Origin of the sequence: Microbacterium halimionae, from assembly GCF_011761265.1 — a bacterium.
Classification (GTDB): domain Bacteria; phylum Actinomycetota; class Actinomycetes; order Actinomycetales; family Microbacteriaceae; genus Microbacterium; species Microbacterium halimionae.
The window spans coordinates 1,187,331-1,213,123 of the sequence record NZ_JAAOZB010000001.1 but is presented as its reverse complement, the minus strand read 5'-3'; the positions used below and the strand labels follow the sequence as shown (position 1 = coordinate 1,213,123).

Genomic DNA, 25,793 nt, shown 5'->3' with positions numbered 1-25,793 from the left:
GCGAGCGCTGGCTAGTTGATCATGCCCGCCTGCTGAGCAGACGCCACTAGCCAGAGCGCGCTATATGCGATCGAGAGAGTGGCCAGCACGATTGACCAGACCGCCACACGACGGCTCTCGAGCGGACGTCGGAGCGCGAGAATCGCTGTGGCGATGGCGACGATCCCGAGGGGAAAGCCCCAGCCGACGAAAAAGGAGAACACGAGTCCGGCGACAGCAAATCCGAGCGCCCACCCCGAAAATGCCCCCTGCACGGGCGGCGAAACCGGCGCCGTCGCGGGGGGCTGCCACGGGACAGACGGATACTCGGTCTGCGACTGCACCACGATGTCGAGTGGGGCGGTCAGCTCGCGCTGATACCCACCGCGGTGCGCACCCGGCAGCGCAGTCGGCGCAGCAGCCGGCGCAGCAGGCGACGGTACCGCAGCGGGTGCAGCAAAGGGCGGTGCAGGCGTGCGCGAAGCATCCGGGGACGTCGGATCGGTCATCCGCTCACCGCGACCTGGATGTCGGTGACCGGAAGAGTGGAGTCTGCCCCGAACGCGAGAGTCGACGGTTCGTGCCCAGACATAATGAGTTCGGCCGCGAGGGCCGCGATCATGGCGCCGTTGTCGGTACAGAGGCGGAGCGGCGGGATGCGTACTGTGACGCCTGCCGCTGCGCCCCGGGCCGTGGCGACATCACGAAGTCGCCGATTGGCAATGACTCCCCCACCCAGCAGCAACCGCGGAACCCCATACGCCTGGCAGGCATCGAGAGCTTTGGTCACGAGCACATCGACGACGGCCTCACGAAACGACGCCGCGACATCAGCTACCGGCACCGGTTGCCCGGCGGCCTCGTGCTGCTCGATCCAGCGCGCAACCGAAGTCTTGAGCCCCGAGAAGGAAAAGTCGTAGCGGTGCTTTTCACGATCGGATGCGCGGGAGAGCCCACGCGGGAACCGAATCGCCGTGGGATCTCCGGTGACGGCTGCCCGATCGATCTCCGGACCGCCCGGATAGGGCAACCCCAGAATCCGTGCGACCTTGTCGAACGCTTCGCCAGCTGCGTCATCGACTGTCTCACCGAGCAGCTCGACGTTGCCGGTGAGATCATGCACAAGCAAGAGTGACGTGTGACCGCCGCTCACGAGAAGTGCGACGGTGGGATATTCGAGCGGGGCTGCGGCGTCATCGAGAATATCGGCGGCAATGTGCCCGACGAGATGGTTCACGGCGTAAAGCGGCTTGTCGAGTCCCACGGCGAGCGCTTTCGCCGCACCGACGCCGACCATGAGCGCGCCAGCAAGGCCCGGACCCGACGTCACAGCGACGGCATCGATGTCTTCGAGCGACACTTGTGCCTCTTTGAGCGCAGCTTCGATGCTGGGCTGCATCGCCTCAAGATGAGCGCGAGCCGCCACCTCGGGAACAACGCCACCGAAACGGGCGTGCTCGTCCATGCTCGAGGCAATCGTGTTGCTGAGGAGCGTACGACCCCGGACTATCCCAATGCCGGTTTCGTCGCAGCTCGTTTCGATACCCAACACGAGGGGTTCACGGCGGTTCACGTGACTATTGTCCCCGGTTCGGCCTCGACACGCAGACCCGCCCGATGCCAGTGGGCCATCTCGCACTTCATGACGACGGCATCCACGTTGTCAGGCTGGTAGTAGCCGGGTCGACGACCGATGTCGACGAAACCCTCCGACACGTACAGAGACTGACCAACCGGATTATCGGCGCGCACCTCGAGAAAGACGTCTCGGATACCTCGCTCGCCAGCTTCATCGAGCAAAGCACGCAGCAGCGTGCGGCCGAGGCCTTTCCCGCGGGTTGCCGCCGCAACAGTGATGGTCTGAACGTCAGCGTCGTGGGAACCCGAAAGTGCGCGAAGTCCCGCGTAGCCTTCGAGCACGGGGCTTTCGCCTGGTTGCGCTTCGCCTTCGAGCACGAGGTAGAAGCTATGCGGCGATGCGAGTTCTTCGCGCATCATGGGTGCGCTCCAGGCATCCGTTGGAAAGCTTGCTTTTTCGAGCGCCATGATGGCGTCGAGGTCGGCCAGGGTGGCGCGGCGCATTTCGGTCATACCCCGACCTTCTTGGGAACATGGCCGAGCGTCACATCGGGCGAGCGCAGGTACAGCGGTTCAGCGTCGGCAACCTCTCGGCCGGCCGCGAGGGCACGTGCGGCAACGAGGCCGATGAACGCCGCCGGCACCCGGGTGGCATCAAGGCGTCGCGCGCCGAGCGCCGCGACAGTTGCATCGATATCGTCGCGTGGCACGAGAGCGGGGCCCGCAACCCGCAACGGAAGACCATCGTCGTCGATGCCGTCATAAACGGTGTAGGCGAATTCCCGTCGACGCGCGTCGGTCACGACGGCAAAACGCTCGGGCTCCGTATCCGCAAGGGCTGAAGCCATCAGCGCCTCAAGGGCGACAGCATCGTGACTCGGTACGGGAATGACCGGGATGCCGCGCGCAAGCGCGAAAGCGCGAGCTGCCGCAATGCCGATGCGAAGACCAGTGAAGGGCCCGGGCCCCATGCCAGACGCAACGTGCGTCACGACAGTTTCCGCCCCTGCCGGAACGGGGCTACCGACTGCGGCCGTTGTGGCGGCGTCAGCGAGCACGCGCACGAGCAGTGTTCCGATGACTTCGGCGTGCCCGAGAGCATCGAGGCTTGCCGCTTCTGCGCGCACAACACCGTCGGGGTCAACGAGAGCAAGCTCCGTGCCGAGTGAAGTATCGATGCCAAGGATCACCCTTCCAGGGTAGTGCGCGCGCGGGCGAGGCATCCGATCGCGCTCCGGCACCGAATACCTGGCATGAACAGGCACATGTCAACGCTTCACACCGATGCTGCAACGCTCGGGCTGCGACGAAGTGTTGTGCCGACAGCTGCGGGACACATCGTGGTGCACCACGGCCGTGAAGCTGGTGGAGTGGCAACGATCCTGCTGCATGGCGCTGCAGCATCATGGACGACCTGGACACCGCTGATCGTTGCAAGTGATGCCGCGAGCGATGGCGCCGATGGCGGTCACGGCGAGTCGCTGACCGATGTGATCGCAATCGACCTGCCCGGGTGGGGCGAGAGCGCCGGCCCCGTGCCCGAGATAGCTGTGGTCTCGTGCGCGATCGCCGCCGTTGCGAGGTCCCTCGGTTACCGCCAGTGGCGACTCATCGGTCACTCGCTCGGCGGGTTCATCGCTCTCGATATTGCTGCTCGTTTTCCGCAGCACACGGTTGCGGTTGGGCTCGTGTCGCCAAGCGGTAGCGGGATTCAACGGGCGTTGCGCAATCCGATCGTCGGTGCGGCAGCGCTCCCAGCATTCAGCGGAATGCTCCTGGCAATGCGGATGCTCGGCGGGCTCGGCGCCGCGGCGCTTCCTCTCCTGAACTTCCTTCGCCGAAGCGGCGCACTTCGAGTGCTCGCACGTCCCCTGTTTCGACACCCTCGAGCCATCGACGCGTCGGTGAGCGATGCGCTCGCAGACGAGATTCGCCCACGGGCTTTTCTTGCCGCTGCCGAGCAGGCCCGGGTCTACGAAACGTCACTGTGGAACCGCATTTCGGTGCCGGTGCGGTCAGTGCACGGAGAGCACGACGTGTTCGTCGGTGCCGGCGATAGCGCGGCGATGCGACGCCGCATCCGAGATTTCGACGATGTGAGCCTGCCGGATGCCGGCCACTACGCCGCCGTCGAGCAGCCAACTGCGGTACGTAAAGCCCTCGCTGACGTGTTCTCGGCGTCAGCTCCGGCGCTACGGACGGCGCGAAATCGTGACGATGCGCGGCGCATCGGCGTCAAGCTCCATCGAGACGCGGGAAAGGTCGCCACACATCGTGTCGGCTCCGCGCCCTCCGGTCTCGCGCTCGATCTCAATCTCCCACCAGTTGTCGCGAATGCCCTCGACCATGTCGCGACCCCACTCGACGATGACAACAGAGCCCGTAGCGTCGATGTCGACGTCGTCAAGCTCAAGAGCTGACGAAAGCCGGTAGGCGTCAGCGTGAACGAGCGGCGCGCCACCGACCAGCGATGGATGGGTGCGGGCGATGACGAACGTAGGGCTCTGGATGGGTCCGCGGACGCCGAGGCCCTCAGCGATTCCGCGAGTGAGGGTCGTTTTCCCAGCGCCAAGGGCGCCGGTAAGCACGATCAGATCGCCCGCAACGAGGGCGTCTCCCAGCATCCTGCCGAGTTCGTGCATTTCGTCGCGAGAAGAAATCTCACGTGTGCCGAGAAGCTCTTCGGGAACGCTCATGAGGAGACCTGCCGGCGTGGAACCCGAGGGCCGATCCGGGTGACGATCTCGTAGTTGATAGTGCCAGCGGCATCCGCCCAGGTGTCGGCCGAAGGAACGCCGAGCGTCGAATCACCGAAGAGCACGGCCTCATCGCCGACGGCGACGGGGCTATCGCCCACGTCGACAACGAACTGGTCCATTGCGATGCGTCCAGCGACCCGGAAGGTCGAGCCGCCGATCTCTACCGGGCCACCACTCGATGCCGAGCGCGGCACTCCATCGGCATAGCCGAGTGGCACGAGAGCGAGGGTTGTCTCAGATTCAGTTCGGTGTGTGTACCCGTAGGAAATTCCTGTGCCCGCCGGCACACGCCGAACCGCCGCGACAGATGCGCGCAGTGTCATCGCTGGCCGAAGCCCCAGCTCGGCAGACGTCCGGTCGGCAAACGGCGAGAGCCCGTAGATGCCAATGCCGAGACGCACACAGTTGAGCCGACTTTCTGGAAGCGCAATCGCGGCGTGCGTTGCTGCGATGTGCCGAAGCGGTGGGGCGATTCCCGCGGCCGCCGCTATGCCGAGGCCCGTGTTGAATCGTGCGAGAGCTGCCCGGTCTTCGTCGGCAGATGCGTTTGAGAGGTGACTGAAGATTCCGATGACGCGGAGCTTACCGATCCGTTCCAAGCGTGCCGCCTCGGCGAAAACCACCCGGTACTCCTCGGGCGCAACCCCGTTTCGACTAAGGCCGGTTTCGAGCTTGATGTGCACGCTCACCGGACCGTCGAAGGAAGCCACTGCCGCGGCCTGCTGCAGCTGCTCGAAAGTCGAGATTCCCAATTCGATATGAGCTGCTGCGGCCTCGGCAAACGACGTTCCGGGCGCGTGCAGCCAGGCCACGATGGGTGCCATGATGCCCGCCCGCCGGAGGGCAAGCGCTTCGCCGATGTCGGCAACGCCCAAGCGCGTTGCTCCCCCGTCGAGTGCGGCCGTCGCACTTCGCGCCGCTCCGTGACCGTAGCCGTCAGCTTTCACGACGGCGATGACCTCAACGTCGGTGAGACGTCTGAGGTGGCGCACATTCGCTTCAATCGCACCGACATCAATCGTCGCCTCGCGCATGACCCCCGCAGGCAATCGGCTCATGAACGTGGCTCCTTTTTGACCGTCGACTCAGCTACGACATATGCAACAGCAAATCCGACATCGTGACTCATCGACAGATGCAGCGTATCGATACCGCGCGCAGCGACGACCTCCGCCGTCGATCCGGTCAGAGTGAACCAGGGTCGACCGGATGCCTCAGGCGTCACCTCGATCTCGGTCCAGTGCACGCCATCAGATCCACCGAGCGCCTTGATGAGCGCCTCTTTCGCCGCGTACCGAGCCGCGAGTGAGCGCGGTTTCAGCACACGCTCGGCTGGCGAAAAGAGCCGCTCCAGCAGCTTGGGCGTGCGCGAGATGTGGGCCTCGAACCGAGGAATATCGACGAGGTCGATCCCAATTCCGACGATCATCTGCTCTCCCGACGCACAACGCCAGCGTGCTTTTTGAACATTGCGTATTCGAGCGTGCTTATTCGACAGTCACAGACTTCGCCAAGTTGCGCGGCTGGTCAACGTCGAGGCCCTTCGCGGTAGCGAGCCCCATCGCGAACAAGTGCAATGGCACTACGGCGAGCAGCGGCTCGATCAGCGGCGCGGCCAGTGGAATGCGCAGCACTTCGTCGGCCGTGGGCAGAACCGCAGCGTCCCCTTCTTCAGCAATCGCAATCACACGCGCACCACGCGCACGGATCTCTTCAATGGTCGAGACCACCTTGGAGTGGAGCAAAGCGGAAGCGCGCGGTGACGGCACGATCACGAAGACGGGCTGACCCGGCTCGATGAGCGCAATCGGGCCGTGCTTGAGCTCTCCAGCGGCAAAGCCCTCCGCGTGAATGTAAGAGATCTCTTTGAGTTTGAGGGCGCCTTCGAGTGCGATCGGGAACCCAACGTGGCGCCCGAGGAACAGCACCGAGCGGGTGTCGGCCATCCAGTGTGCAAGTTCCGTGATGCGAGCCGACTCAGTATCGAGAATGCGCTGAATCTTCGTCGGCACGGCTTCAAGCTCGTCGACCTGCTCAGCGATAGCCTCGGCCGACATCGTGCCGCGAACGCGTGCAACATGCAGTGCGAGCAGATACAGCGCCGCGATCTGCGCGACAAAAGCCTTGGTGGATGCCACGGCAACTTCGGGCCCTGCGTGCGTGTAGACGACGGCATCCGATTCGCGCGGAATGGTTGCGCCCTGGGTGTTGCAGATCGAGAGGGTGCGGGCTCCACGCTCGCGAGCGAACTTGACCGCCATGAGTGTGTCCATCGTCTCGCCCGACTGACTGATCGAGACGACGAGAGTGTCGGGTCCGATGACGGGGTCGCGATAGCGGAACTCGTGCGCCAGCTCGACATCGACGGGAATGCGTGCCCACTGCTCGATGGCATATTTACCCACCTGGCCGGCGTAGGCCGCAGTGCCGCAGGCGATCACGACAATGCGCGAAATTCCCTCGAAGAGTCCGTCGAGTCCGTCGAGCTCAGGGATCTCGACGGCGCCGTTGTTGATGCGTCCGCGCAGCGTGTTCGCGATAGCTTCGGGCTCTTCTGACACCTCTTTCGACATGAACGAGGGCCATCCGCCCTTCTCAGCGGCCGCAGCATCCCATGTCACGTCGAAAGGCTCAACCTCAACCTCGTTGCCATCGAAGTCGGTCACGACGACGCCGCCAGGAGTAATCGCAACGATCTGGTCCTGACCGATCGCCAGGGCCTTGCGGGTGTACTCAACGAACGCCGCAACGTCAGAACCGAGGAAGTTCTCACCCTCGCCGAGGCCGATGACGAGCGGCGAGTTGCGGCGAGCGCCGACAACAAGCCCGGGGTGATCTTCGTGCATGGCAAGCAAAGTGAAGGCGCCCTCGAGGCGAGCAGCAGTCACGCGGAACGCGGCGACCAGATCTCCACCGTTGGTGCGATAAGCACGCCCCAACAGCACAGCGGCGACCTCGGTGTCGGTTTCGCTCAAGAAGGTGAATCCCTCGGCGACGAGCTCCGCCTTCAGCGCACTGAAGTTCTCGATGATGCCGTTGTGGATGACTGCAAGCTTGTCGTTGTCAGCCAAGTGCGGGTGGGCATTCTCGTCGGTGGGGCGACCGTGGGTGGCCCAACGTGTATGACCGATACCCGTGGTGCCGTTCGGCATGGGGGCCTCGAGGAGATCATCACGCAGCACCTTGAGCTTGCCGGCACGCTTGCGCATCCCGAGTTCCCCATCGGCGTCGATAACGGCAATGCCAGCGGAGTCGTAACCGCGATATTCAAGGCGAGCAAGACCTGCAAGAAGAATGGCCTGGCTCTGCTGAGGGCCAACGTACCCAACGATTCCGCACATACCTCCATGCTAGGCGGGCCAGGCTGTGCACCCGCCGCGCGGCACGGCACGAGTCGTCCCAAGTGCCGGCACTCGGCACCCGGGATCCGGCATCCGGCATCCGGCATCCGGCATCCGGCATCCAGCACCCTCACACCACCCCCCCTGCACTAACTCAGGCAAGACGCGGCCATATCGGGTTGCCAGGCAGCCTATTCAGCCATTTTGCCTGAGTTAGTGCAGGGCAGCAGCTTGCGCGGGGCTCGCTTGCGCGGGGCTCGCGTGCGCGGCTGAGAGACCTAGAGCTTCCGCAGCAAGACGCGATCCACCGCGTGACTCGCGCCCTTTTGCAGCACAAGAGAGGCGCGGTGACGCGTCGGCAGCACGTTCTCGTCGAGGTTCGGGAGATTGATCTCGTTCCAGAACCGGAGAGCTTGAGCGACGGCATCCTCGTCGGAAAGTTCAGCGAAAACGCGAAAAAACGAACTGGGGTCGCTGAAGGCTGACTCACGCAGCGCGAGAAAGCGATCGACGTACCACTTCTCAATGTGGGCTGTATCGGCGTCAACGTAGATGGAGAAGTCGAACAGGTCAGACACCGCCATGTCGTTTGGTGCTGGCGGGGGCTGCAGCACGGTGAGCCCCTCAACGATCACAACATCAGGGCGACGGACCGTCACGTGCGCGTCGGGCACGATGTCGTATCGCATGTGCGAGTAGAACGGCGCACGCACCTCGGGCGCACCCGACTTCACCTCGGTGAGAAACTCGACGAGCGCACGACGGTCGTAAGACTCCGGAAACCCTTTGCGGTCCATGAGCCCACGGCGCTCAAGCTCGGCGTTGGGGTACAAGAACCCGTCTGTCGTGACAAGTTCGACGCGCGGGGTGTCGGACCACCGGCTCATCAGTTCGCGCAGAAGCCTCGCGATCGTCGACTTCCCGACGGCGACAGACCCGGCAACACCGACGACGAACGGAGTGGTCGTGTCGGGCTCGCCGAGGAACGCACTGGTGTCGGCCCCCAGTCGTTTCGTTGATTTTGCGTACAGCGACAGCAGCCGACTGAGTGGCGCATACACCTCGCGGACTTCGTCGAGGTCGAGGCGGTCGCCGATACCCCGCAGCTGCACGATTTCGCTCTGTGTCAGCGGTTGCGGCATGTCGGCTGCCATCCGCGACCATTCGTCGCGGGCGATCTCGCGGTACAACGCCGCGGTCTCCAAAGGTTCGGGCACCGCACCATCGTAGCCACGCTCGTCGGTTGCGCCAGCGCGAGAGCACACCAAACAACGTCGGAGAATCGCGTTCGGGCGGATGCCACAGCCCCAAACCGTCCGACAGAACGCTATTCTCCGACTGAACGCCGCGGGTTCAGCGCACCACTAGCCTGTATAGGTGCGCCTCGGGGTCCTCGATATCGGATCGAACACTGTCAACCTGCTCGTCGCCGACGCTAGAACCGGCGTTCGGCCCGTGACATCGACGACTTTTCGTCAGGTGTTGCGCCTCATGCGCTTTCTGGACTCAAGAGGTGCGATCAACCCGGACGGCGTCGCAGCGCTCGAAGAGGCCGCAACTCTTGCACGCGAGGCAGCCGAACGCGAAGGCGTCGAGGCGTTTCTTACGATCGCGACGTCGGCGCTTCGCGAAGCGACGAACGGCCCCGAAACGATCGCGCGCATTGAGGCGATCACGGGTGTGCCGTTGCACGTGCTCGATGGCCCCGGAGAAGCTCGCTACACGTTCCTGGCGATCCGCCGGTGGTTCGGCTGGTCGGCTGGCAACATCCTCATGCTCGATATCGGTGGCGGTTCACTCGAGGTCGCAGCAGGCGCCGACGAACTGCCCGATGTTGCGCTTTCGGTGCCGCTCGGCGCCGGGCGAGTGACGGTTGAATTCTTGCCCGAAGACCCGCCGCAGGCGGCCCACATCCGTCGTCTTCGCGATCACGTTCGCGAGCAGTTGGCCCCTATCCGCGACGCCCTCGCGGGGCGCCCGCAGCCCGATCACATCGTCGGCTCGTCGAAAACGATCCGCTCGTTGGCTCGCCTGGCGGGCACGACTCAACCCGGTTGGGCTGAAGAGGACCGTCTGATTCTCACGCGTTCAGCGTTGAAGAGCTGGATTCCGCGGATGGCAGCGATGCCCGCCGAAGCACGCCAGCAGCTACCCGGAATCACCCCAGAACGCACCTTTCAGATCGTCGGCGGTGCCGTTGTGCTGCACGCGACGATGAAAGCACTCGGCGTCGACGAACTCGAGGTGAGTCCCTGGGCCCTTCGCGAGGGCGTACTGCTGCGCTATCTCGAAACCGTCGATTGATGACTCAGGCCACCGGCAGCGGGATGAGGAACACCGCCGGCAGCCCGAGGGAATGAGCGCGAGCCCTAGGACATGTCCCCTGGGCCTGCGAGGAACGCAACCTTGGCGAAGTTCGAGCGATACTCGGATGCCGCGGCAGCAACGAGTTCGTCGATCTTGTCCATCTGGCTCGCAACGAAATAGAAACCGCGACCAGGCACGATGGCGCCAAGCTCGACCAGCAACGGGGCAAGGTTGACAGTCGGACCCATCGAGTGCGTCAGATCAGCGCCCGTCAGCACCGGAATTGCCACAACGCCGGCAAGTCCGTTCGCTGGGTAGCGGTCAAGGAACGCCTTGAGTAATCCCGTGTAGGTCGCCTTGTAGGTCGGACACGCAAAAACAACCAGGTCACTCTCAGCGACGTGGGCGTTGAGCGCGCTCATTTCTTCGGACGGCCACGCAAAGATCTCACTCTGATGGTCAGCAAGATCGATGACTTTGAGGTCGTACGTGTCGTCGGCAAACAGATGCTCAACCAGAGTCGTTGCTACCTTGAGCGTGCGCGATTGGGGCTTGGGGTTGCCTACGACAACCGAAACTTTCACAGTCATGTCTGAACTCTCACACTTCCACCGGTCTACAGGAGTTGAGACTCACGTGACGACGAACAGCAAGCCGTGGTCGTCACGCGGCGGGGCGTCGAATGACACCCGCGTCTCGCACTTTTCCACCGAGATTTTGTGGCCCGATGGCCCGCAACGGCTTACGTTGCGAACTCAGAATATGCGCGCTGTATTACCCGGGTGTTACAGAGCGCATCTGGTTAGCGTGCGAGGTTTCCCGTGCGAGCGATCTGCGCGAGCCAGTCGATACTCGGCTTAGGCTGACGCTCGAACGTGTCGGGGTTGAATCCGACCAGACCGAATGTGGGATCAAAGCTGCCCCACTCGTAGTTGTCGAGCAGCGACCAGTGAAGGTATCCGCGCACGTCGATCCCGTCGGCCATCGCACGGCCCAGTCCGCTAAGCGCGCCGAAGGTGTAATCCTTGCGTCGCTCGTCATCAGCTGTCGCGATGCCGTTTTCGGTCACGAACTGGGGCACGCCTCTCGTGAGGTCCCATGCGTGACGCGAGCAGATTTCGAGCGCTTGCGGAAAGTACTCCCAGCCGGTGAGGGTCGTTTCCGTTCCCTCGGGAACCGGGAGTGGTCCGTCTTTTCCGATGAAGGTGCGAAGGTACGCCTGCACTCCAATGAAGCCGTCCCCACGGGATGCTTCTAAGAAGACATCTTCACGCGGGTATCGGTATGCGCGCATCTCTTCTTCGCCGCCGGGTGCCGCGTGAAAAGCCTGCCCAGCGATCGACCACCCGCTAAGTGCCGGTAGCGTCGACAGCACCTCGCGCGCTCGGTGGTGGGATTCGATGAGGCGCTCAGTGATGAGTGCATCGGGAGACGGGAGCGCTGCCGCAGCCATCTCGGTACCCTCTTCGCCCCGTGTCATCGCGACCATATTGGGCTCGTTGATGTCGCAGATCCACTCGACATCTCGAAGGATGGGCAGCACTGTCTCGACGTAGCGGATGAACAGCTCAGGAGCGTCCGCCGCGCGCCATCCGCCGCGGTGCGCGAACCATCGCGGCGTCGTGAAGTGATGCAGAGTGACCATCGGTTTGAGGCCGGCCGCGAGGCATCCCTCGATCATTCTGCGGTAGTGCTGCAGCATAGCTTTTGAGATGAAACCGGGCTCCGGTTCGATTCGCGCCCACTCGATACTGAAGCGGTACACGTTGAAACCGCGCTCCGAGAGCAGGGCGATGTCTTCGGGAAAGCGGTGAAAGCTGTCGGCCGCATCACCGCTCGGCTGCGCCACGTCGGTGCCGGGAGCATGTTCGCGCTCCCACCAGTCCGAATTGACGTTGTTTCCTTCGATTTGATGAGCCGCGGTGGCCGCGCCCCACAGAAAGTCACTGGGAAATTGAGTCACGAAAGATTCTCCGATCGGTTCGAAATGTCACTTCAGCCCCGCGGTCGCAATGCCGCGGATGAAGTAACGCTGCAAGAAAACGAACAGCAGCAGGATGGGGGCGATGACCAGCACTGAGCCGGCCAGGAGGAGTCCATAGTCGGTGGCATTTTGACCGGTTGAGTAGAGCGAGAGGGCAACGGGAAGCGTGTAGCTGCTTTCGCTCTGTGCCGCGACAAGTGGCCACAGAAAGTTATTCCAAGACGAAAGGAAGGTCAGGATCGCAAGCGTTGCGAGGGCTGGACCGCACAGGGGCAGAACAATGCGCAGAAAGATACGGAATTCACCCGCGCCATCGATACGCGCGGCTTCAATCAGCGGATCAGGTATGGCCAACATGAACTGACGCATCAGGAATACCCCGATCGGAGCCGTCACAAACGGCAGCACAAGCCCCGCATAGCTGTCGAGCAGGCCCAACTTCGATGCGATCACAAAGAGTGGAACGAAGGTGACGACGCCCGGCACCATGAGCGTGACCATGACGGTGCCGAAGAGGATGCGTTTGCCTGCAAACTCCATTTTTGCAAGTGCGTAGCCCACCATCGAGCAGAAGATGAGGTTACCGATGACAGTCAGAATGGCGACGACCGCACTGTTAGTGAAGAACGTCGTGAAGTTCAGCTGACCGATCCACGCGGCGAAGTTCTCCCACGTGGGATTCTGCGGCCACCACGTGGGCGGTTGCTGAAGGATTTCCCCCTGGGTTTTGACGCTTCCGAGCACCATCCAGGCGAACGGTACGAGCCAGAGCAAAAGCAGTGCACTCAAAATGATGACGACCGGGGTCGACATCCGTGAGGGGTCAGTCCCCGCATGACTGCGCTTGCGGCGGCCCTTGATCACGATCGACGAGGCTGTTTCTGGATCCGGGTCAGTCACCGGGCCGGTAAGAGATGAGACGGTAGCCATGTTCAGTCCTTTGAGCGCAAGAGTCGGAACTGCAGCAGGCTGAGAAGCGCAATTGCGAGAAACAGCACATAGCTCGCAGCGGATGCCAGGCCGTAGTTGCCGAATCCGAACTGTTGGTAGGTGTAGTACGCGACCGAGAGCGTCGAGTCGAGAGGCCCGCCCTGAGTCATCACGAAGGCCTCTTCGAAGAACTGCAGATAGCCGACCGAAATAAGGACCGCGCCCAGCAGGATCGTTGGACGAAGCAGCGGCAGCGTAATTGACACGAGTCGACGCCCTGAGCGTGCACCATCGACGAGAGCAGCTTCTTTCACTTCGGTGGGTATCGACTGCAGTCCCGCAAGAAAAATCACCATGAGCGTTCCGACGTTTCGCCAGATTGCCATGACGATCAGCGACGGCAGTGCCCAGTTCGTGTCGTTGAGCCAGTTCGGCCCATCGATGCCGATCACTGCGAGTGCACTGTTGAGAAGCCCGTCGTCCTGCAGGATGTAGCGCCACACGACCGATACCGCGACGATGCTCGTGACCACAGGCGCGTAAAACCCCACACGAAAGAACGAGACGAGTTTTCCTCGCCCGGTGTTGAGGGCTAGTGCGAAGGCCAGAGCTACCGCGATCGTGAGCGGAATTCCGACGACGACGAAGATTGCCGTCACGCCGAGAGAGCGCACGAAACGTTCGTCCGAGAAGAGAGCGACGTACTGGTCGAGCCCCGCGAAGTTCACGGCGAACGGCGACCGGATATCGCTCGCCGTGAAGTCGGTGAACGACATCGCAAAGGAGCTGATGATCGGGAGCAGCATGAAGACCGCGAACACTATCGCGAAGGGCAGGCTGAATCCCCATGCGATCAGCGATCGGCGCCGGTAGGCAGCACGCTGAGCAGGTGATCGAGTCGGGCGAGACGTCTTGCCTCGCCCACTGCCCCGGCCGCCGGAATTCGACGTGGCGGCCGGCGCAGTGAGAAGAGTCGACATGGGTTAGCCCAGTCCGAGTGAGTCGGCCGTCTTTTGCAGCGCAGCCAAACCTTCTGCGGGAGTGGTCCTCTGCTGTGTGATCTGCTCGACCATCGTGTCGCCTGCGGCAGCAACCTGCACCCAGGTGGTCGCCGATGGCGGTGCAACTGCTGTCTTCAGCTGTTCGCCGAACGGCTGAAGCTTTTCGTCGCTACTGAGGGCTGCGTCATCCCACGAGGTCTGAGCGGCCGGGAGATCGCCGGTCGTTTCGAACCAGTCGGTTTGTGTATCAGCGTTACTTAGCCACTCCGCGAGACGCCATGCAGCCGTGGGGTTCTCTGCATCGTCGAACACGACGAGGTTTGCCCCGCCGCTGAACGACGTCGACGACTCGTCGGTGGGGAGCACTGCGGTGGTGTACTTGTCGCTGAAGCCATCGCCACCGATCTCATCGAGCTGACCGCGCTCAAACGGACCTTCGATCAGCATCGGCGTCGAGCCATTCACGAATGCCACTTCTTGCGCGCCCGAAGCGTTGCCCGCATTCGGATCCGCGATCCCGTCGGCGAAGAAGCTTTGGTAATACTCGAACCCGGCAACCATTTCTGGCGTGTCGAGCGTCCACCCGTCGTCGGCTTCGAGTGAGGCTCCGGAAGACAGGGGGGCCCAAAGCGAACCCTGGAACGAGTCGTTTCCGCCAGCGATGAGTCGAATGCCCCAATCAGCGCCGCCCTTGGTTTGCATGTCACTCGCCATCTGGCTGAGTTCATCCCACGTGGTCGGCGCGGAATCCCACCCTGCTGTCGCGGCGACGTCGGTGCGGTAGTAGAGCACTCGAGTGTCTACGTACCACGGCACACCCACCGCACGATCATCGATCGTCGCGCTTTCGAGGGCGCTGTCGAAGAAGTCCGACGTATCAAGATCTGTCGGCACCGTCTGGAACGCGTCCGAGAAATCCGACATCCAGGTCGAGCCCATCATTGCGATGTCGGGAGTCTTGCCTGCGGCGATCGCGGTCTGGAATTTGTTATGCGCGGCATCCCACGGGATGGCTGTGACGTCAACCGTGACGCCGGGGTTTGCCTCTTCGAAGGCACTGACGAAAGCTGGAAGCTCCTCGCCCTCGGCGCCCATCGCCCACATCGTGACGGTGCCTGTCGCCTCGGCATCGCCGAGGGTTGTCGCCTCTGCGGCACCCGCTTCACTGTCGGATGCGCGGCCGCAACCCGCCAATGTGAGTGAGATCACTGCTGCCGCGCCAACTACCGCGAGCATTCTGCTTCGTCGCATTTGTTCCTCCTCGAACGTTTACAGCACATACATTTTTCTAAATCAAAGCGCTTAGATTGCGTTGCATGAATCATATGCACACAGCGCCGTCATCCACAACTATCTGCTTCAGCGGTCCGATTTACGGGCAGCCACAGCTTTGGCCGATCCGCAGCTGGGTGCCGAGACGCAGGGTTCGAGGCATCTGCGGCGGCGCCCCCGCAGCATTCGCGAGCAGCTGGGCCGCCACCCGGCCCATCGCCTCCATGGGCTGGCGCACAGTCGTCAGACGCGGCACACTGAGGCGGCTCGCGAGCACACCATCAAACCCGGTGACAACGACATCTTCGGGCACACGCGAGCCAACCGACCTGAGAATTTCAAACGTGAAGAGGGCGAGCTGATCGCTCGCGCAGATAAGAGCACGTGGCAGCGCGCCAGCGATTGCTAGTTCTCGCACCCGAGCCAAGGGACGCGTATCTCCCAGCAGCGAAGAATCGAGGGGCTCGCTCGCTGGAGTGAGCCCAAAGCGCCTCATAGCCGACTGCATCCCCGCGAAACGTTCGGCGTAGTCGGCGGCCGCCGGCCCGCCGACAAAAGCCAGGTCGGTGATCTGGTGGTCTTGCACAAGGTGAGCCACGAGGTCCTGCATACCCTGCACATTGTCAACAAGCACGCGGTGGTAACCGTCAGCACTCGCTATGGGGCTACTGAAGAGCACGACAGGAATTGTCTGCGTGATGTGCGCAAGCGACTCCCGGGCGACGATAGATGGAAAGACGGCCAGGCCGTCGACGCGTCCCGCAGTATCCGCGACGTCTGCAGTGCTACGCCCTCCACTGGAAAGCAACACATTGTGCCCACGACGGCGCGCCTCAAGCTCGAAACCACGTTGAATCTCGTCGACGTAGAGCGGATACGCAAGAGGGTCCGAGTGCACGTCATCGCCGAGCGCTGCCCACGGCAGCGTGTCCGCCGAGAGGTCAAGATCAGCGTCGACCGCAGCCCCCTCGGGCGCTTCTTCGTCTTGAGGCCGCTCGATGAGCATGTCGAACGAGTGAAGACCGAGAGATCCCGTGCGTCGCGAAACAAGCCCGCGCGCAGAACCGCTCGGAGCGTAGCCCAGCTCACGCGCCGCGGTCAGCACCGCCTCGCGCGTCGCCGCGCGCACTTCATCGGGTCGACGAAACGCGAACGATACAGTGGCGATAGACACACCAGCGCGCGCGGCAACGTCATACACAGTTACGCGGCGCGCACGATCTGGCACCATGGCGGCATCCCCCATTCGGCATCGTCGCTGTCCCGTTCCGCATCAAGCACGGGTGCTTCCATCCTCACACCATTGTGCTTTTGTTCGGCACAAGCTGAGCCCGCGGCTAGAGCGCGAGGCGTTCGCGCACAACTGATGCGAGGCGCTGCGCGATGCGCTCTGCAACCTCAGCCTCGGATGCCTCGACCATGACGCGTACGAGTGCTTCGGTACCCGACGCTCGCAGCAAAACTCGCCCCTCGTCACCGAGCTCTCGCACTGCGGCGGCAACAGCATCCGCTACTCCAGCGTCAGCAACCCGGGTGCGGTCTACCCCGTCGACGTTGATGAGCACCTGCGGATACACCGTCATGACGGTGGCAAGTTCAGCGAGGGTGCGCTTCTGCCGCGCCATTTCGGCCATGATGTGCAGCCCACTCAGCAGCCCATCACCGGTCGTCGCGAACGCGCTCATGATGACGTGACCCGACTGCTCACCGCCGAGGGAGTACTTGCCGCGATTCATCTCTTCGAGCACATAGCGGTCGCCGACAGCGGTCGACAACACGTTGACGCCGTTCTCGGCCATCGCGCGGTGAAGCCCCAGGTTGCTCATGACGGTCGTGACGAGCGTGTCGGATGCCAGCACCCCACGATCCTTCATCGCCACCGCGAGGATCGCCATAATCTGGTCGCCATCGACAGTGTTGCCGTGAGCATCAACAGCGAGGCACCTATCGGCGTCACCATCGTGTGCGATTCCGAGGTCGGCACCGAGGCGGACGACAGTTTCGGCCAGCACGCCGAGGTGAGTCGAACCCACACCGTCGTTAATGTTGAGCCCGTCGGGGTCAGCACCAATGACTGTGACGCGGGCTCCGGCATCCTTGAATGTCTCGGGCGATACCCCCGATGCTGCGCCGTGCGCGCAATCGAGCACGACGTGCAGGCCGTCGAGCTTGTGCGGCAGTGACTTCAGCAGGTGCAGCACATAGCGGTCTTCCGCGTCAGCGAAGCGGCGGATGCGGCCAACGCCAGCGCCCGTCGGTTGGAACTTAGGAGCCGTGAGAGCGGCTTCGATGCGTTGCTCAACCTCGTCGGGGAGCTTCACGCCGCCGCGTGCGAAAATCTTGATCCCGTTGTCGGGGGCAGGGTTGTGGGACGCCGAAACCATCACGCCGAAGTCGGCATCGATGTCGGCTACCAAAAACGCCGCTGCGGGGGTGGGAAGAACCCCAGCGTCGAACACGTCGACACCCGATGAGGCCAACCCGGCAGACACAGCTGCCGAGAGAAACTCACCGGAGACCCGCGGATCGCGGGCAACCACGGCTGTCAGACGCCGACCTTCGGCCTTGCGTGCTTCTGCCGTGCGGCCCTGGCCCAGAACGACAGCAGTCGCCTGGGCCAGGGTGAGCGCGAGGTCGGCGGTGAGGGAGCCATTTGCAAGGCCCCGCACACCGTCCGTACCGAACAGCGCCATAAGTACCGGAGCGCTTAGCGCTTCGAGTACTGAGGAGCCTTGCGGGCCTTCTTGAGACCAGCCTTCTTACGCTCTTTCACACGAGCGTCACGCGAAAGGAATCCGGCCTTCTTCAAAGTGGCGCGGTTGTTCTCTTCGTCGATCTGGTTGAGCGAGCGGGCAATGCCGAGACGCAGCGCGCCGGCCTGACCCGAAGGGCCACCACCGGAGATGCGAGCGATCACGTCGTAGCCGCCTTCGAGGCTCAGCACAGTGAAGGGGTCGTTGATCAGCTGCTGGTGCAGCTTGTTGGGGAAGTAGTCCTCGAACGTGCGGCCGTTGACCGTGATCACGCCGGAGCCGGGTACCAGACGCACGCGGGCAATAGCCTGCTTGCGACGGCCGACGGCTGCGCCGGGAACCGAGAGCACGGGGCGCTCTGCGGCAACGGCGGCCGGTTCGGCTGCGGACTCGGTGGAGTAGTTGGAGGTATCGATCGTCTCAGAGATCTGCGCCATGATGATGTCCTGAATCCTTTAAGGAACGCCTACTGGGCGACCTGGTCGAAGGTGTACGTCGTGGGCTGCTGAGCGGCGTGCGGGTGCTCGGCACCGGCGTAGACCTTCAGCTTCGACAGCTGCTGGGCACCCAGGCTGTTCTTGGGGAGCATTCCGCGCACGGCCTTTTCAATGGCGCGCACCGGGTTCTTCTCGAGCAGCTCGGCGTAGGTGATCGACTTGAGTCCACCCGGGTAACCGGAGTGGCGGTAAGCCTTCTTCTTCTCGAGCTTCTGGCCGGTGAGTGCAACAGCGCCAGCGTTGATGACGATGACGAAGTCACCGACGTCGACGTGGTTGGCGAAGGTGGGCTTGTGCTTGCCACGAAGGATCGTGGCAGCGTGCGATGCCAGGCGACCGAGAACGACGTCAGTTGCGTCGATCACGATCCAATCGCGCTGGATTTCACCAGTCTTGGGGGTATAAGTGCGCGTCACTGTAGTGCTGCTTTCTTTGTCGAACGGAGAAGTTCGTGAATCCCGCTCCGGGGTGCTTGCAAATGACGGATGTCTCTACAAGACGCCAGTGGAGGGCTCACGTTCGTAGTACCTGGCTAGCGGGCACAGGCACCAAAGATCTACGATACCACGCTGCGGCGCTTAGACGTGATCGCGCCAACTGTGCTGCGGAGCGTAGCCGAGCATCCGGCGTGCTTTGTCGATCGAAAGCAGCGTGTCGTTGACTCCCACCTCGCGCAGAAGCGGCACGTCGGGAAACACTTCGGCGAGCAGCTCTTCGTTGGGTCGCGTCATGACGGTGTCGGCGGCGGCGATGATGAAGCGCTCGAATCCGGCGGGTGCAACCTCGAGGGCTCGCTCCACGGCGTGTGCGCCGTCGCGGGCATCGATGTAGCCCCACAGGTTCCACTTGCGGATCATGGCATCAGAATCGAACGAGGGGAACTCGGCGTAGTCCTCGGGAACCATGACGTTCGAAAAACGCAGCGCCGTGATCGAGAGCTCCGGATTCCACCGCACGAGTTCGATGGCCATCTGCTCTTCGAGGTGCTTGACGAGCGAGTACACCGACTCGGGTCGCGCGGGGTATTCCTCATCGACCGGCGCATAGGGAGGCGGCACATCGAACGGAAGGCCAAGCACTGTCTCGCTCGAGGCGTAGACGATCTTCGTGATGCCGAGGCGAGCTGCCGCCCAGAACACGTTGAACGTGCCCGGCATGTTGTTGTGGAACGTCGCGACATCGGGCCGGATGCCGGGGGCCGGAATTGCCGCGAGGTGCACAACGGCGTCAACGCCGTCGTGTTGGTCGCCGACAGCCGTGAACGCATCAACCACCTGGCCGTAGTCGGTGAGATCGACCTGCACGAATCCCGGGCCACGGGTACCGACGACATCCATCCCGATGACGGTGTGACCTGCGGCGCGAAGCTCCCGGACGACAACGGCGCCGAGTTTTCCGGACGATCCCGTGACTGCGATTCTCATGCGTGGTTCCTCTCGGCGGTGAGCGTGGGTACTTCGAGCGTACGTGCCCCGCCATCAACTCGCGACTTGCCCGTTTTTGTGGGTGTTTCGCGTCGCGCACCCTCAAAAACGGGCAAGTCGCGATGAAGGTTAGGGGTTTAGAAGCAACGCTCAGTGAGGTTGACCATGAGATCCGGGGTGGCCGATGCAACCCGCATGGCAACCTTTGCACTTTCGTATGAGCGTGCGCTCATCACAACGGGCTCCGCATCGAGTGTGAGATACCAACCGATTGTGCGCCGCGCCGCCGAATACGGATACGCGTGCGCGACCAACTCGTCGCGCCGATCCCGGATCTCGGCGACGTGAGCGAATGCCTGCTCACGACCCGAGTAGAGCCGCACCGACCTGCCGAGTTCGCGAGAATTCAGCGCATGCAATCGCCAATAGGTCGCGTCGATTGTCGCCCGCTCATATGCGTCGAGCACTGACGCAACTTCGTGTGCGGCGCGCACGGTGTTTGCCGCGAGGCACCAGGAGTCCAGCTTTCGCTCGTCGAGTCCACGAAAGGTCGCGAATGTGATCTGCGTCGCCCCCATCGCCGCCCGCCCACTCTCCGACTCTCCGTTGTCTGCACGGATCATGTCGGCCCTGCCCTATCAACTTCGGGTACAAGAGGTGAACGCGAAACGTCGCAGAGAAGTCGAGAAGCGGTCGCGACAGCTCGCTTCCTCCTCGCGACTTGCCCGAATTTGCGGGTGCGCACGCCCCACGACCCGCAAATTCGGGCAAGTCAGCGGGGTTTTTGGCAATGGGGGCGCAGGAACCGGGCATACGAGCGGGGGTGAGCGCGCCCGAAGAAAAGTGATCACATAAGCGAAACATGACGTAAACCTTGCGCTGCTATAACAGTGACGACCACACCTTTTGGTCTCCGAAGTAACACCACAGCTGCACCCGAACTCTTTTGGGAAACGAGATCATGCTTGCTGTTGAGTCAGTTCTCTCGACGTCGTCCATCTTCCACCGCACGCGCACAACGCCCGTACCTTCGCCCGCGCCTATGCCGTCGCCACCTCCGCGACGGCATAAGTCCTCGCGTAAGCCGCCGCGCCGCCCCGGAACCCCCTGGTGGGCATTCCTCGGTCTCGCGATGATCGCGGCGGGCGCCGCCGTTCTCGTCTACATGGCACTGTCACAAGACACCAGCACCGATGCGCTGAGTGCGGCGCTCATGCAGCTCAGCCTGTAACGCGACGGCGCTTTTACGAGACCCGGATGCGGGGCGCAAATTCCGCAACACGGCGCATCAGATCGTCGTAAGCGGCGTCGAAGGCATCGTCAGTTCCGACGCGCACCGGGTCGGGCACCGACCAATGCAGCGGGGCTGATACCCGCGCCGCACGCTCTTCATAAGCACGCTCCTCGTAGGCACTGTCGCACACAGTGATGACGAGGTCTGTGTCCCGGACGACGTCGGCGACGCTGCGGGGTGTCGCGTCGCCAAGGTTCATCCCGTGGCGGATCGCTGCGCGCACCGCTCCCGCGGCAACGGCGGGGGCCGGGTGCGTGCCAGCGGATGCCGCGGGCACACTGCTCTGTGTGCGCCACAGCATTTCAGCCAGCTGCGACCGTGCCGAGTTTGCGGTGCAGACGAACACGACACGGTGAGCCGCAGCATCCGCCGATGGCGCGAGGTGCGTGAGTGCTTCGCGGCGGAGCGAAACATAGCTCCGGCGCGCATCGCCTTCGGACCTTGTGCGCGTGATGAGGCCGGCTGTTTCGAGCACGCCGAGATGGTGCGACACAAGGTTGGAGGTCATACCGAGGCGCTCGCGTACTTCGGTGGGCGACAGGTCGCCGAGCGTGAGCAGGTCGAGAAGGCGCAACCGCGCGGGCTCGCCCAGAGCCGCGTGACGTGCCGCTCTCGCCGCAAGAGAATTCACCTGTTCGTTCATTACCTCAATCATCACTGAGGTAATGTGAGTGCGTCAAGCCGAGGAGCCCCAGTGAATTTTGTCCCGACGATCCGCCGAGCGGTGGCCGAGTCTCTCGGCACCGGCATGCTGGTGACGATTGTGGTGGGTTCGGGCATCGCCGCCGAGCAGCTGTCAGAAGACGTCGGAGTGCAGCTTCTCGCCAACAGCATCGCCACCGCACTCGGCCTCGCCGTGCTGATCCTCATGTTCGGACGCATCTCGGGCGCGCACTTCAATCCCGTCGTGTCTCTTGTTGACGCAGCTCTCGGTCGGAGACACCACACCGGGTTGTCGCTTCCGACGACAGCGATCTACCTCGTCGCGCAGATCACGGGCGGCATTGCGGGCGCGGTTCTTGCCAACGCGATGTTCGCGCTGCCGACAGCGCTTTCGACAACCGACCGTGCAACGCCGGCGACTTTTCTCGCCGAGGTCGTTGCGACAGCGGGCCTCATTTTGCTCATCATCGCACTTGCGCGCACCGGACAAACATCAGCCGCAGCGCCCGCAATCGGGGCATACATCGGCGCCGCGTACTGGTTCACGAGCTCAACCTCGTTCGCCAACCCGGCTGTGACCATCGGCCGAATTTTCAGCGATTCGTTCGCCGGCATTGCCCCCGCATCCGTGCTCCCTTTCATCGCCGCACAGCTCATCGGCGGAGCCATCGGCGCACTCCTTGCCATCGCACTTTTCCCACATGCCGACCGCGCCGCGGACGACATGGTGATCCCCCACGAACCCGAACCAAAGGACTGACATGCACCTCGTCGCCATCGGCGGTAGTGACGCCGGCATCTCCGCCGCGCTCCGCGCCCGCGAACTTGACCCGTCCGTTGACGTCACTGTTGTCGTGGCAGATGCGTATCCGAACTTTTCGATCTGCGGCATCCCGTATTACTTCTCGGGAGAAGTCGCGCCGTGGCAGTCGCTCGCGCACCGCACGCACGCAGACCTCGAAGCAACCGGCATGAACCTGCGTCTCAACACGTTCGCTACGTCGATCGATGTCGCCGGCCAGCAGCTGGCCGTGCGCGATGAGAACGGCCAGCTGTCGAACATCGCCTACGACGAGCTGATCGTCGGCACGGGCGCCCTGCCGTCATACGCGGGCATCCAGGGGCTCGACGACCTCACCCCCGAAGATGGCGTGCACGTCATCCACTCGATGGGCGACACCTTCACGCTCGAGCGGTTTCTCACCGAGCACGCGCCGAAGACGGCCATCATCATCGGCGCCGGCTACGTCGGACTCGAAATGGCCGAGGGATTCACCGCCCGCGGCATCCAGGTCACTCAGCTCCAGCGTGGGCCCGAGGTGCTCTCGACCCTCGACCCCGAGCTCGGCGCGCTCGTGCATTCCGAACTCACCGACCACGGCGTCGAGGTGCACACCAACACTGTGGTGCACGGAGTCGAGAAGAGCGACGGCGGGCTGACCGTGCACGCTGAGCGCGGTGGCATCCGGGTCGCTCATTCTGCCGAAGTCGTGCTCGCGGTCGTGGGCGTTCGCCCCAACACGGCGTTGTTGGCGGATGCCGGGGCCACCCTCGGGCCGGCGGGTGCCGTGTCCGTCGATACCCAGATGCGCACCGGGCTCCCCCATGTGTACGCAGCCGGAGACGGCGTCGCCACACATCACAGGTTGCTCGGGCTCACGTATCTCCCCCTCGGCACGACGGCACATAAGCAGGGGCGCGTTGCGGGCGAAAACGCGCTGGGCGGCCAGGCGCAGTTCGCGGGGTCGGTCGGAACTCAGGTGGTCAAGGTCTTCGACCTGGTCGCATCCCGCACAGGTTTGCGGCACGATGAGGCGGCCGCAGCCGGCTTCACCCCGCTGACGACCCAGGCGATCGCTGACGACCACAAGCGGTATTACCCCGGTGCGCAGCCCATCAGCATCCGCATCACGGGCGATGCGGGCACGGGCCAGCTGCTCGGTGCTCAACTCGTTGGGCGTCTCGGAACGGAGACCGCGAAGCGCGTCGACACCTACGCAACGGCGCTGTTTGCCGGGCTCACCGTGGAGCAGGTGAGCGACCTCGATCTGTCGTATACCCCGCCCCTCGGTTCCCCCTGGGACGCTGTCCAGGTCGCGACGCAGGCTTGGTCCCGCGCCGCACGCACTCGCCCCTGAGCCCCGCACCCTGAGCCCGTCGCCCGGGCGCTGAGCCCACGCCCCGACCCGGGCCCTGGGCCGCGGCATCCCTTTTTCCCACTCGCGACTTGCCCGTTTTTGTGGGTTAAACCCGCCTCGCACCCACAAATTCGGGCAAGTCGCGAGCACGAGAACGGGCACGTCAGCGAGCACAAGGCACGAGCATAAGTGGGGGTGCGAGCACAAGGCACGAGCACGAGGCACGCGCGCGGCAGCGACCTATTCCGGAGGCAGCACGGTGAAAGCCACGAGAGTCTCGCCCTCGGCGAGCGCCTCGTCGAGTTGAGCCTCCACATCGGCGAAGGGCCCGATGATCACGGAGCTGCCGAGCACGGCGATTGCGCGTACGCGTTCATCACTTGTGTTTTCGAGTTGCACCGAGCGCACGACGTCGAGCCGTTCAAGCGTCCGAATGAGCACGCGCGCGAGACGTTCGCTGCCACGAAAAGTGATCGACATTCGCCCGACTCCGTCGCGTACCGACAGGGTATGGAACGATTCGAAGCTCACTCCTCGGGTTGAAAACATGTTCGCGAGCCCCGTCACTGTGCCGCTGCGGTCGGCGACGGTGACGAACGCCACCCAACGGTCATTGATGTCGGTCGTCATCTCGTCCACCCCTCGATTGCACTGTTGACGTGGTGCCCAACCGCAGCCAGGCGCTCTTCTTCGTCTTCAGCCAGGTCTTCGAGCAACACATTTCGCCAGCCGTCGGGACCCAACACGACAGGCACTCCCATCGGGCCGCGCCAGGGCGAGCCTTGTAACGAAATTTCGCCGTCGAGCATCACCTGACCGGCAACGACGATCTCGCGCCCATCGAGCAGGGTGTCAACGAGATCGACGGTTGCGCTCGCCGTACCGAACGCTGTTTTCGCACCGGACTGATGCGTCAAGTACGGGCGGACGACAGCCTGCAGGTCGGGAGCCCACGAGTCGGTCAACGCAAATGCTGCCGCAATATCGTCGGTCTCAACCGCCGCGAGCTGTGCTTTCGCGTCGGCGATTTCAGCGGCAAAACTTGCGAGTGTGCGTGGTCCACGCAGCCTCGCGATCACATCGCGGCGTTCTGCCACATCGAGCCCGCGCAAGTGCACGCTCGACCACAGCGGCACAGCGCCATCGCCGTGCTGTCCGCCGACGAATCCGCTCACGCGTTGACGACGGATGCCGAGGGCCGATGCGATCTCGCGGCGAAAGCGGAGCGTATCAAGCCACGCGCCCATACCGATGACCCGGTGCCGCCCGATCTGCTCGGCCACGATCGCAACGCCAAGCTCGACGGGGTTCGACACCACGACAACCACTTCGTGTCCACTGCCGTTTTCGGCGATCGCTGCGGCGTAGTCCTGAAAGATGGCAAGGTTTTGGGCCGCGAGTCCATCGCGGTCAACGACGCGTCCGGTGCCGGTCGGAATCGTCTGACCCGCGGCGAAGACGATCACGTCGGCGACTACCTCGTCGGGCGACGTAGCAACGTCGATCAGTGGCGCGTGCTCATCGTGGGCGTCGATGAGGTCGACGCGCAGCCCGTGGGCGGCACGCCCCGACGCTCCCCCGGCACGACCTACGAGTTGCAAACGTGACGTGGGGCGAAGCACACGCCGTTCGATGAGCTCCGAGCAGATCGCTCGCCCAATATCGCCCGTTGCTCCCAGTACCGCAACATCCATGGTCTGACGCTACCTGCCCGGCGCCCGGTCTCGAAACATGCGCGGCGCCCCGAGCGCGCCGGCGGCCCGGTGCGCACCGCCGGCGCCGTGCGCTGAGCCACGCGCCATGCGTGCGCCGAGCCACGCGCCATGCGCGGCGCCGAGCCACGGCATCCGGTCGCTTGCGTGCCCCAAACCCT

General features: G+C 63.5%; 27 protein-coding genes and 1 pseudogene. 5 read left to right on the top strand and 23 right to left on the bottom strand.

The annotated features are described in order from the left end of the window. Nucleotides 1–11: 11 nt before the first annotated feature. The 4 genes from FHS06_RS05590 to tsaB are packed head-to-tail and all read right to left on the bottom strand — an operon-like array spanning nt 12 to nt 2,747. Nucleotides 12–488 (bottom strand): hypothetical protein, encoded by a 477-nt coding sequence (locus FHS06_RS05590; protein WP_167046518.1) that lies wholly within the window; start codon nt 486–488, stop codon nt 12–14. Next, nucleotides 485–1,552, bottom strand: coding sequence for a tRNA (adenosine(37)-N6)-threonylcarbamoyltransferase complex transferase subunit TsaD (gene tsaD, locus FHS06_RS05585; protein WP_167046515.1), 1,068 nt, complete (start codon nt 1,550–1,552; stop codon nt 485–487). Before tsaD ends, FHS06_RS05590 begins: the two co-directional genes overlap by 4 nt. After that, a complete protein-coding gene (gene rimI, locus FHS06_RS05580) occupies nt 1,549–2,070 on the bottom strand; it encodes a ribosomal protein S18-alanine N-acetyltransferase (RefSeq protein ID WP_167046512.1) in 522 nt (173 codons plus the stop codon). Before rimI ends, tsaD begins: the two co-directional genes overlap by 4 nt. Then, a complete protein-coding gene (gene tsaB, locus FHS06_RS05575; RefSeq protein WP_167046509.1) occupies nt 2,067–2,747 on the bottom strand; it encodes a tRNA (adenosine(37)-N6)-threonylcarbamoyltransferase complex dimerization subunit type 1 TsaB in 681 nt (226 codons plus the stop codon). Before tsaB ends, rimI begins: the two co-directional genes overlap by 4 nt. A 63-nt stretch (nt 2,748–2,810) precedes the next feature. On the opposite strand from tsaB, the pseudogene FHS06_RS05570 reads away from it, so the two are divergent. Further along, a pseudogene (locus tag FHS06_RS05570) lies at nt 2,811–3,701 on the top strand (alpha/beta fold hydrolase); the annotation flags it as partial. A gap of 48 nt (nt 3,702–3,749) precedes the next feature. Here the strand turns inward: FHS06_RS05570 and tsaE are convergent. From tsaE to coaA, 5 genes are all read right to left on the bottom strand, one after another. Then, on the bottom strand, nt 3,750–4,253 hold the full coding sequence (gene tsaE / locus FHS06_RS05565; protein WP_167046506.1) for a tRNA (adenosine(37)-N6)-threonylcarbamoyltransferase complex ATPase subunit type 1 TsaE: 504 nt from the start codon (nt 4,251–4,253) through the stop codon (nt 3,750–3,752). Next, nucleotides 4,250–5,374 carry an alanine racemase gene (gene alr / locus FHS06_RS05560; protein WP_182486522.1) on the bottom strand — a complete coding sequence of 375 codons (1,125 nt, stop codon included), beginning with the start codon at nt 5,372–5,374 and terminating at the stop codon, nt 4,250–4,252. Before alr ends, tsaE begins: the two co-directional genes overlap by 4 nt. Continuing rightward, the gene (locus FHS06_RS05555) at nt 5,371–5,745 is read right to left on the bottom strand and encodes a holo-ACP synthase (protein WP_167046503.1); all 375 of its coding nucleotides are present in this window, start codon (nt 5,743–5,745) and stop codon (nt 5,371–5,373) included. Before FHS06_RS05555 ends, alr begins: the two co-directional genes overlap by 4 nt. A gap of 58 nt (nt 5,746–5,803) precedes the next feature. Further along, nucleotides 5,804–7,657 carry a glutamine--fructose-6-phosphate transaminase (isomerizing) gene (gene glmS, locus FHS06_RS05550; RefSeq protein ID WP_167046500.1) on the bottom strand — a complete coding sequence of 618 codons (1,854 nt, stop codon included), beginning with the start codon at nt 7,655–7,657 and terminating at the stop codon, nt 5,804–5,806. 278 nt (nt 7,658–7,935) lie between these two features. Then, entirely contained in the window at nt 7,936–8,874 is a 939-nt protein-coding gene (gene coaA / locus FHS06_RS05545; protein ID WP_167046497.1) for a type I pantothenate kinase, read from the bottom strand. A 160-nt stretch (nt 8,875–9,034) separates the two neighbouring features. Here coaA and FHS06_RS05540 point away from each other — a divergent pair, with 160 nt between their 5' ends. Next, nucleotides 9,035–9,961 carry a Ppx/GppA family phosphatase gene (locus FHS06_RS05540; protein WP_167046494.1) on the top strand — a complete coding sequence of 309 codons (927 nt, stop codon included), beginning with the start codon at nt 9,035–9,037 and terminating at the stop codon, nt 9,959–9,961. Between the two features lie 65 nt (nt 9,962–10,026). Here FHS06_RS05540 and FHS06_RS05535 read toward each other — a convergent pair whose 3' ends face one another. The 11 genes from FHS06_RS05535 to FHS06_RS05485 all read right to left on the bottom strand — a co-directional run bounded on the left by FHS06_RS05535 (nt 10,027) and on the right by FHS06_RS05485 (nt 20,448). Then, nucleotides 10,027–10,554, bottom strand: a complete 528-nt coding sequence (locus FHS06_RS05535) for an NADPH-dependent FMN reductase (RefSeq protein WP_167046491.1) — start codon at nt 10,552–10,554, stop codon at nt 10,027–10,029. Nucleotides 10,555–10,766: 212 nt separating this feature from the next. After that, on the bottom strand, nt 10,767–11,927 hold the full coding sequence (locus FHS06_RS05530; RefSeq protein WP_310734852.1) for a glycoside hydrolase family 1 protein: 1,161 nt from the start codon (nt 11,925–11,927) through the stop codon (nt 10,767–10,769). 27 nt (nt 11,928–11,954) lie between these two features. After that, a complete protein-coding gene (locus FHS06_RS05525) occupies nt 11,955–12,761 on the bottom strand; it encodes a carbohydrate ABC transporter permease (protein ID WP_243845362.1) in 807 nt (268 codons plus the stop codon). Nucleotides 12,762–12,880: 119 nt separating this feature from the next. Next, a complete protein-coding gene (locus tag FHS06_RS05520; protein ID WP_167046485.1) occupies nt 12,881–13,858 on the bottom strand; it encodes a carbohydrate ABC transporter permease in 978 nt (325 codons plus the stop codon). Nucleotides 13,859–13,861: 3 nt separating this feature from the next. Continuing rightward, nucleotides 13,862–15,130 (bottom strand): extracellular solute-binding protein, encoded by a 1,269-nt coding sequence (locus tag FHS06_RS05515; RefSeq protein WP_167046482.1) that lies wholly within the window; start codon nt 15,128–15,130, stop codon nt 13,862–13,864. Nucleotides 15,131–15,251: 121 nt separating this feature from the next. Beyond that, a complete protein-coding gene (locus FHS06_RS05510; protein ID WP_243845257.1) occupies nt 15,252–16,397 on the bottom strand; it encodes a LacI family DNA-binding transcriptional regulator in 1,146 nt (381 codons plus the stop codon). A 91-nt stretch (nt 16,398–16,488) separates the two neighbouring features. After that, the gene (gene glmM, locus FHS06_RS05505; protein WP_167046479.1) at nt 16,489–17,844 is read right to left on the bottom strand and encodes a phosphoglucosamine mutase; all 1,356 of its coding nucleotides are present in this window, start codon (nt 17,842–17,844) and stop codon (nt 16,489–16,491) included. 14 nt (nt 17,845–17,858) lie between these two features. Next, nucleotides 17,859–18,341, bottom strand: a complete 483-nt coding sequence (gene rpsI, locus FHS06_RS05500; RefSeq protein ID WP_165139436.1) for a 30S ribosomal protein S9 — start codon at nt 18,339–18,341, stop codon at nt 17,859–17,861. Nucleotides 18,342–18,370: 29 nt separating this feature from the next. Further along, entirely contained in the window at nt 18,371–18,817 is a 447-nt protein-coding gene (rplM, locus tag FHS06_RS05495) for a 50S ribosomal protein L13 (RefSeq protein ID WP_165139438.1), read from the bottom strand. Between the two features lie 162 nt (nt 18,818–18,979). Next, entirely contained in the window at nt 18,980–19,825 is an 846-nt protein-coding gene (locus tag FHS06_RS05490) for an NAD-dependent epimerase/dehydratase family protein (protein WP_167046476.1), read from the bottom strand. Between the two features lie 137 nt (nt 19,826–19,962). Further along, nucleotides 19,963–20,448 (bottom strand): hypothetical protein, encoded by a 486-nt coding sequence (locus FHS06_RS05485; RefSeq protein WP_167046473.1) that lies wholly within the window; start codon nt 20,446–20,448, stop codon nt 19,963–19,965. A gap of 338 nt (nt 20,449–20,786) precedes the next feature. On the opposite strand from FHS06_RS05485, the gene FHS06_RS05480 reads away from it, so the two are divergent. Next, nucleotides 20,787–21,056, top strand: coding sequence for a hypothetical protein (locus FHS06_RS05480; protein ID WP_167046469.1), 270 nt, complete (start codon nt 20,787–20,789; stop codon nt 21,054–21,056). 13 nt (nt 21,057–21,069) lie between these two features. Here the strand turns inward: FHS06_RS05480 and FHS06_RS05475 are convergent, their stop codons facing one another. Continuing rightward, the gene (locus FHS06_RS05475; RefSeq protein ID WP_167046466.1) at nt 21,070–21,762 is read right to left on the bottom strand and encodes an arsenate reductase/protein-tyrosine-phosphatase family protein; all 693 of its coding nucleotides are present in this window, start codon (nt 21,760–21,762) and stop codon (nt 21,070–21,072) included. Nucleotides 21,763–21,867: 105 nt separating this feature from the next. On the opposite strand from FHS06_RS05475, the gene FHS06_RS05470 reads away from it, so the two are divergent. Both FHS06_RS05470 and FHS06_RS05465 read left to right on the top strand, forming a co-directional pair. Further along, nucleotides 21,868–22,542 (top strand): aquaporin, encoded by a 675-nt coding sequence (locus FHS06_RS05470; RefSeq protein WP_167047990.1) that lies wholly within the window; start codon nt 21,868–21,870, stop codon nt 22,540–22,542. Between the two features lies 1 nt (nt 22,543). Continuing rightward, nucleotides 22,544–23,920: an FAD-dependent oxidoreductase gene (locus FHS06_RS05465; protein WP_167046463.1), complete on the top strand. Its 1,377-nt coding sequence runs from the start codon at nt 22,544–22,546 to the stop codon at nt 23,918–23,920. Between the two features lie 240 nt (nt 23,921–24,160). On the opposite strand, the gene FHS06_RS05460 is transcribed toward FHS06_RS05465, so the two are convergent. Together FHS06_RS05460 and FHS06_RS05455 are read right to left on the bottom strand one after the other, a co-directional pair. Continuing rightward, a complete protein-coding gene (locus tag FHS06_RS05460; protein ID WP_167046460.1) occupies nt 24,161–24,550 on the bottom strand; it encodes an ACT domain-containing protein in 390 nt (129 codons plus the stop codon). After that, nucleotides 24,547–25,614: a lactate/malate family dehydrogenase gene (locus FHS06_RS05455; RefSeq protein ID WP_167046456.1), complete on the bottom strand. Its 1,068-nt coding sequence runs from the start codon at nt 25,612–25,614 to the stop codon at nt 24,547–24,549. The genes FHS06_RS05460 and FHS06_RS05455 overlap by 4 nt, the downstream gene beginning before the upstream one ends. Nucleotides 25,615–25,793 lie beyond the last annotated feature (179 nt).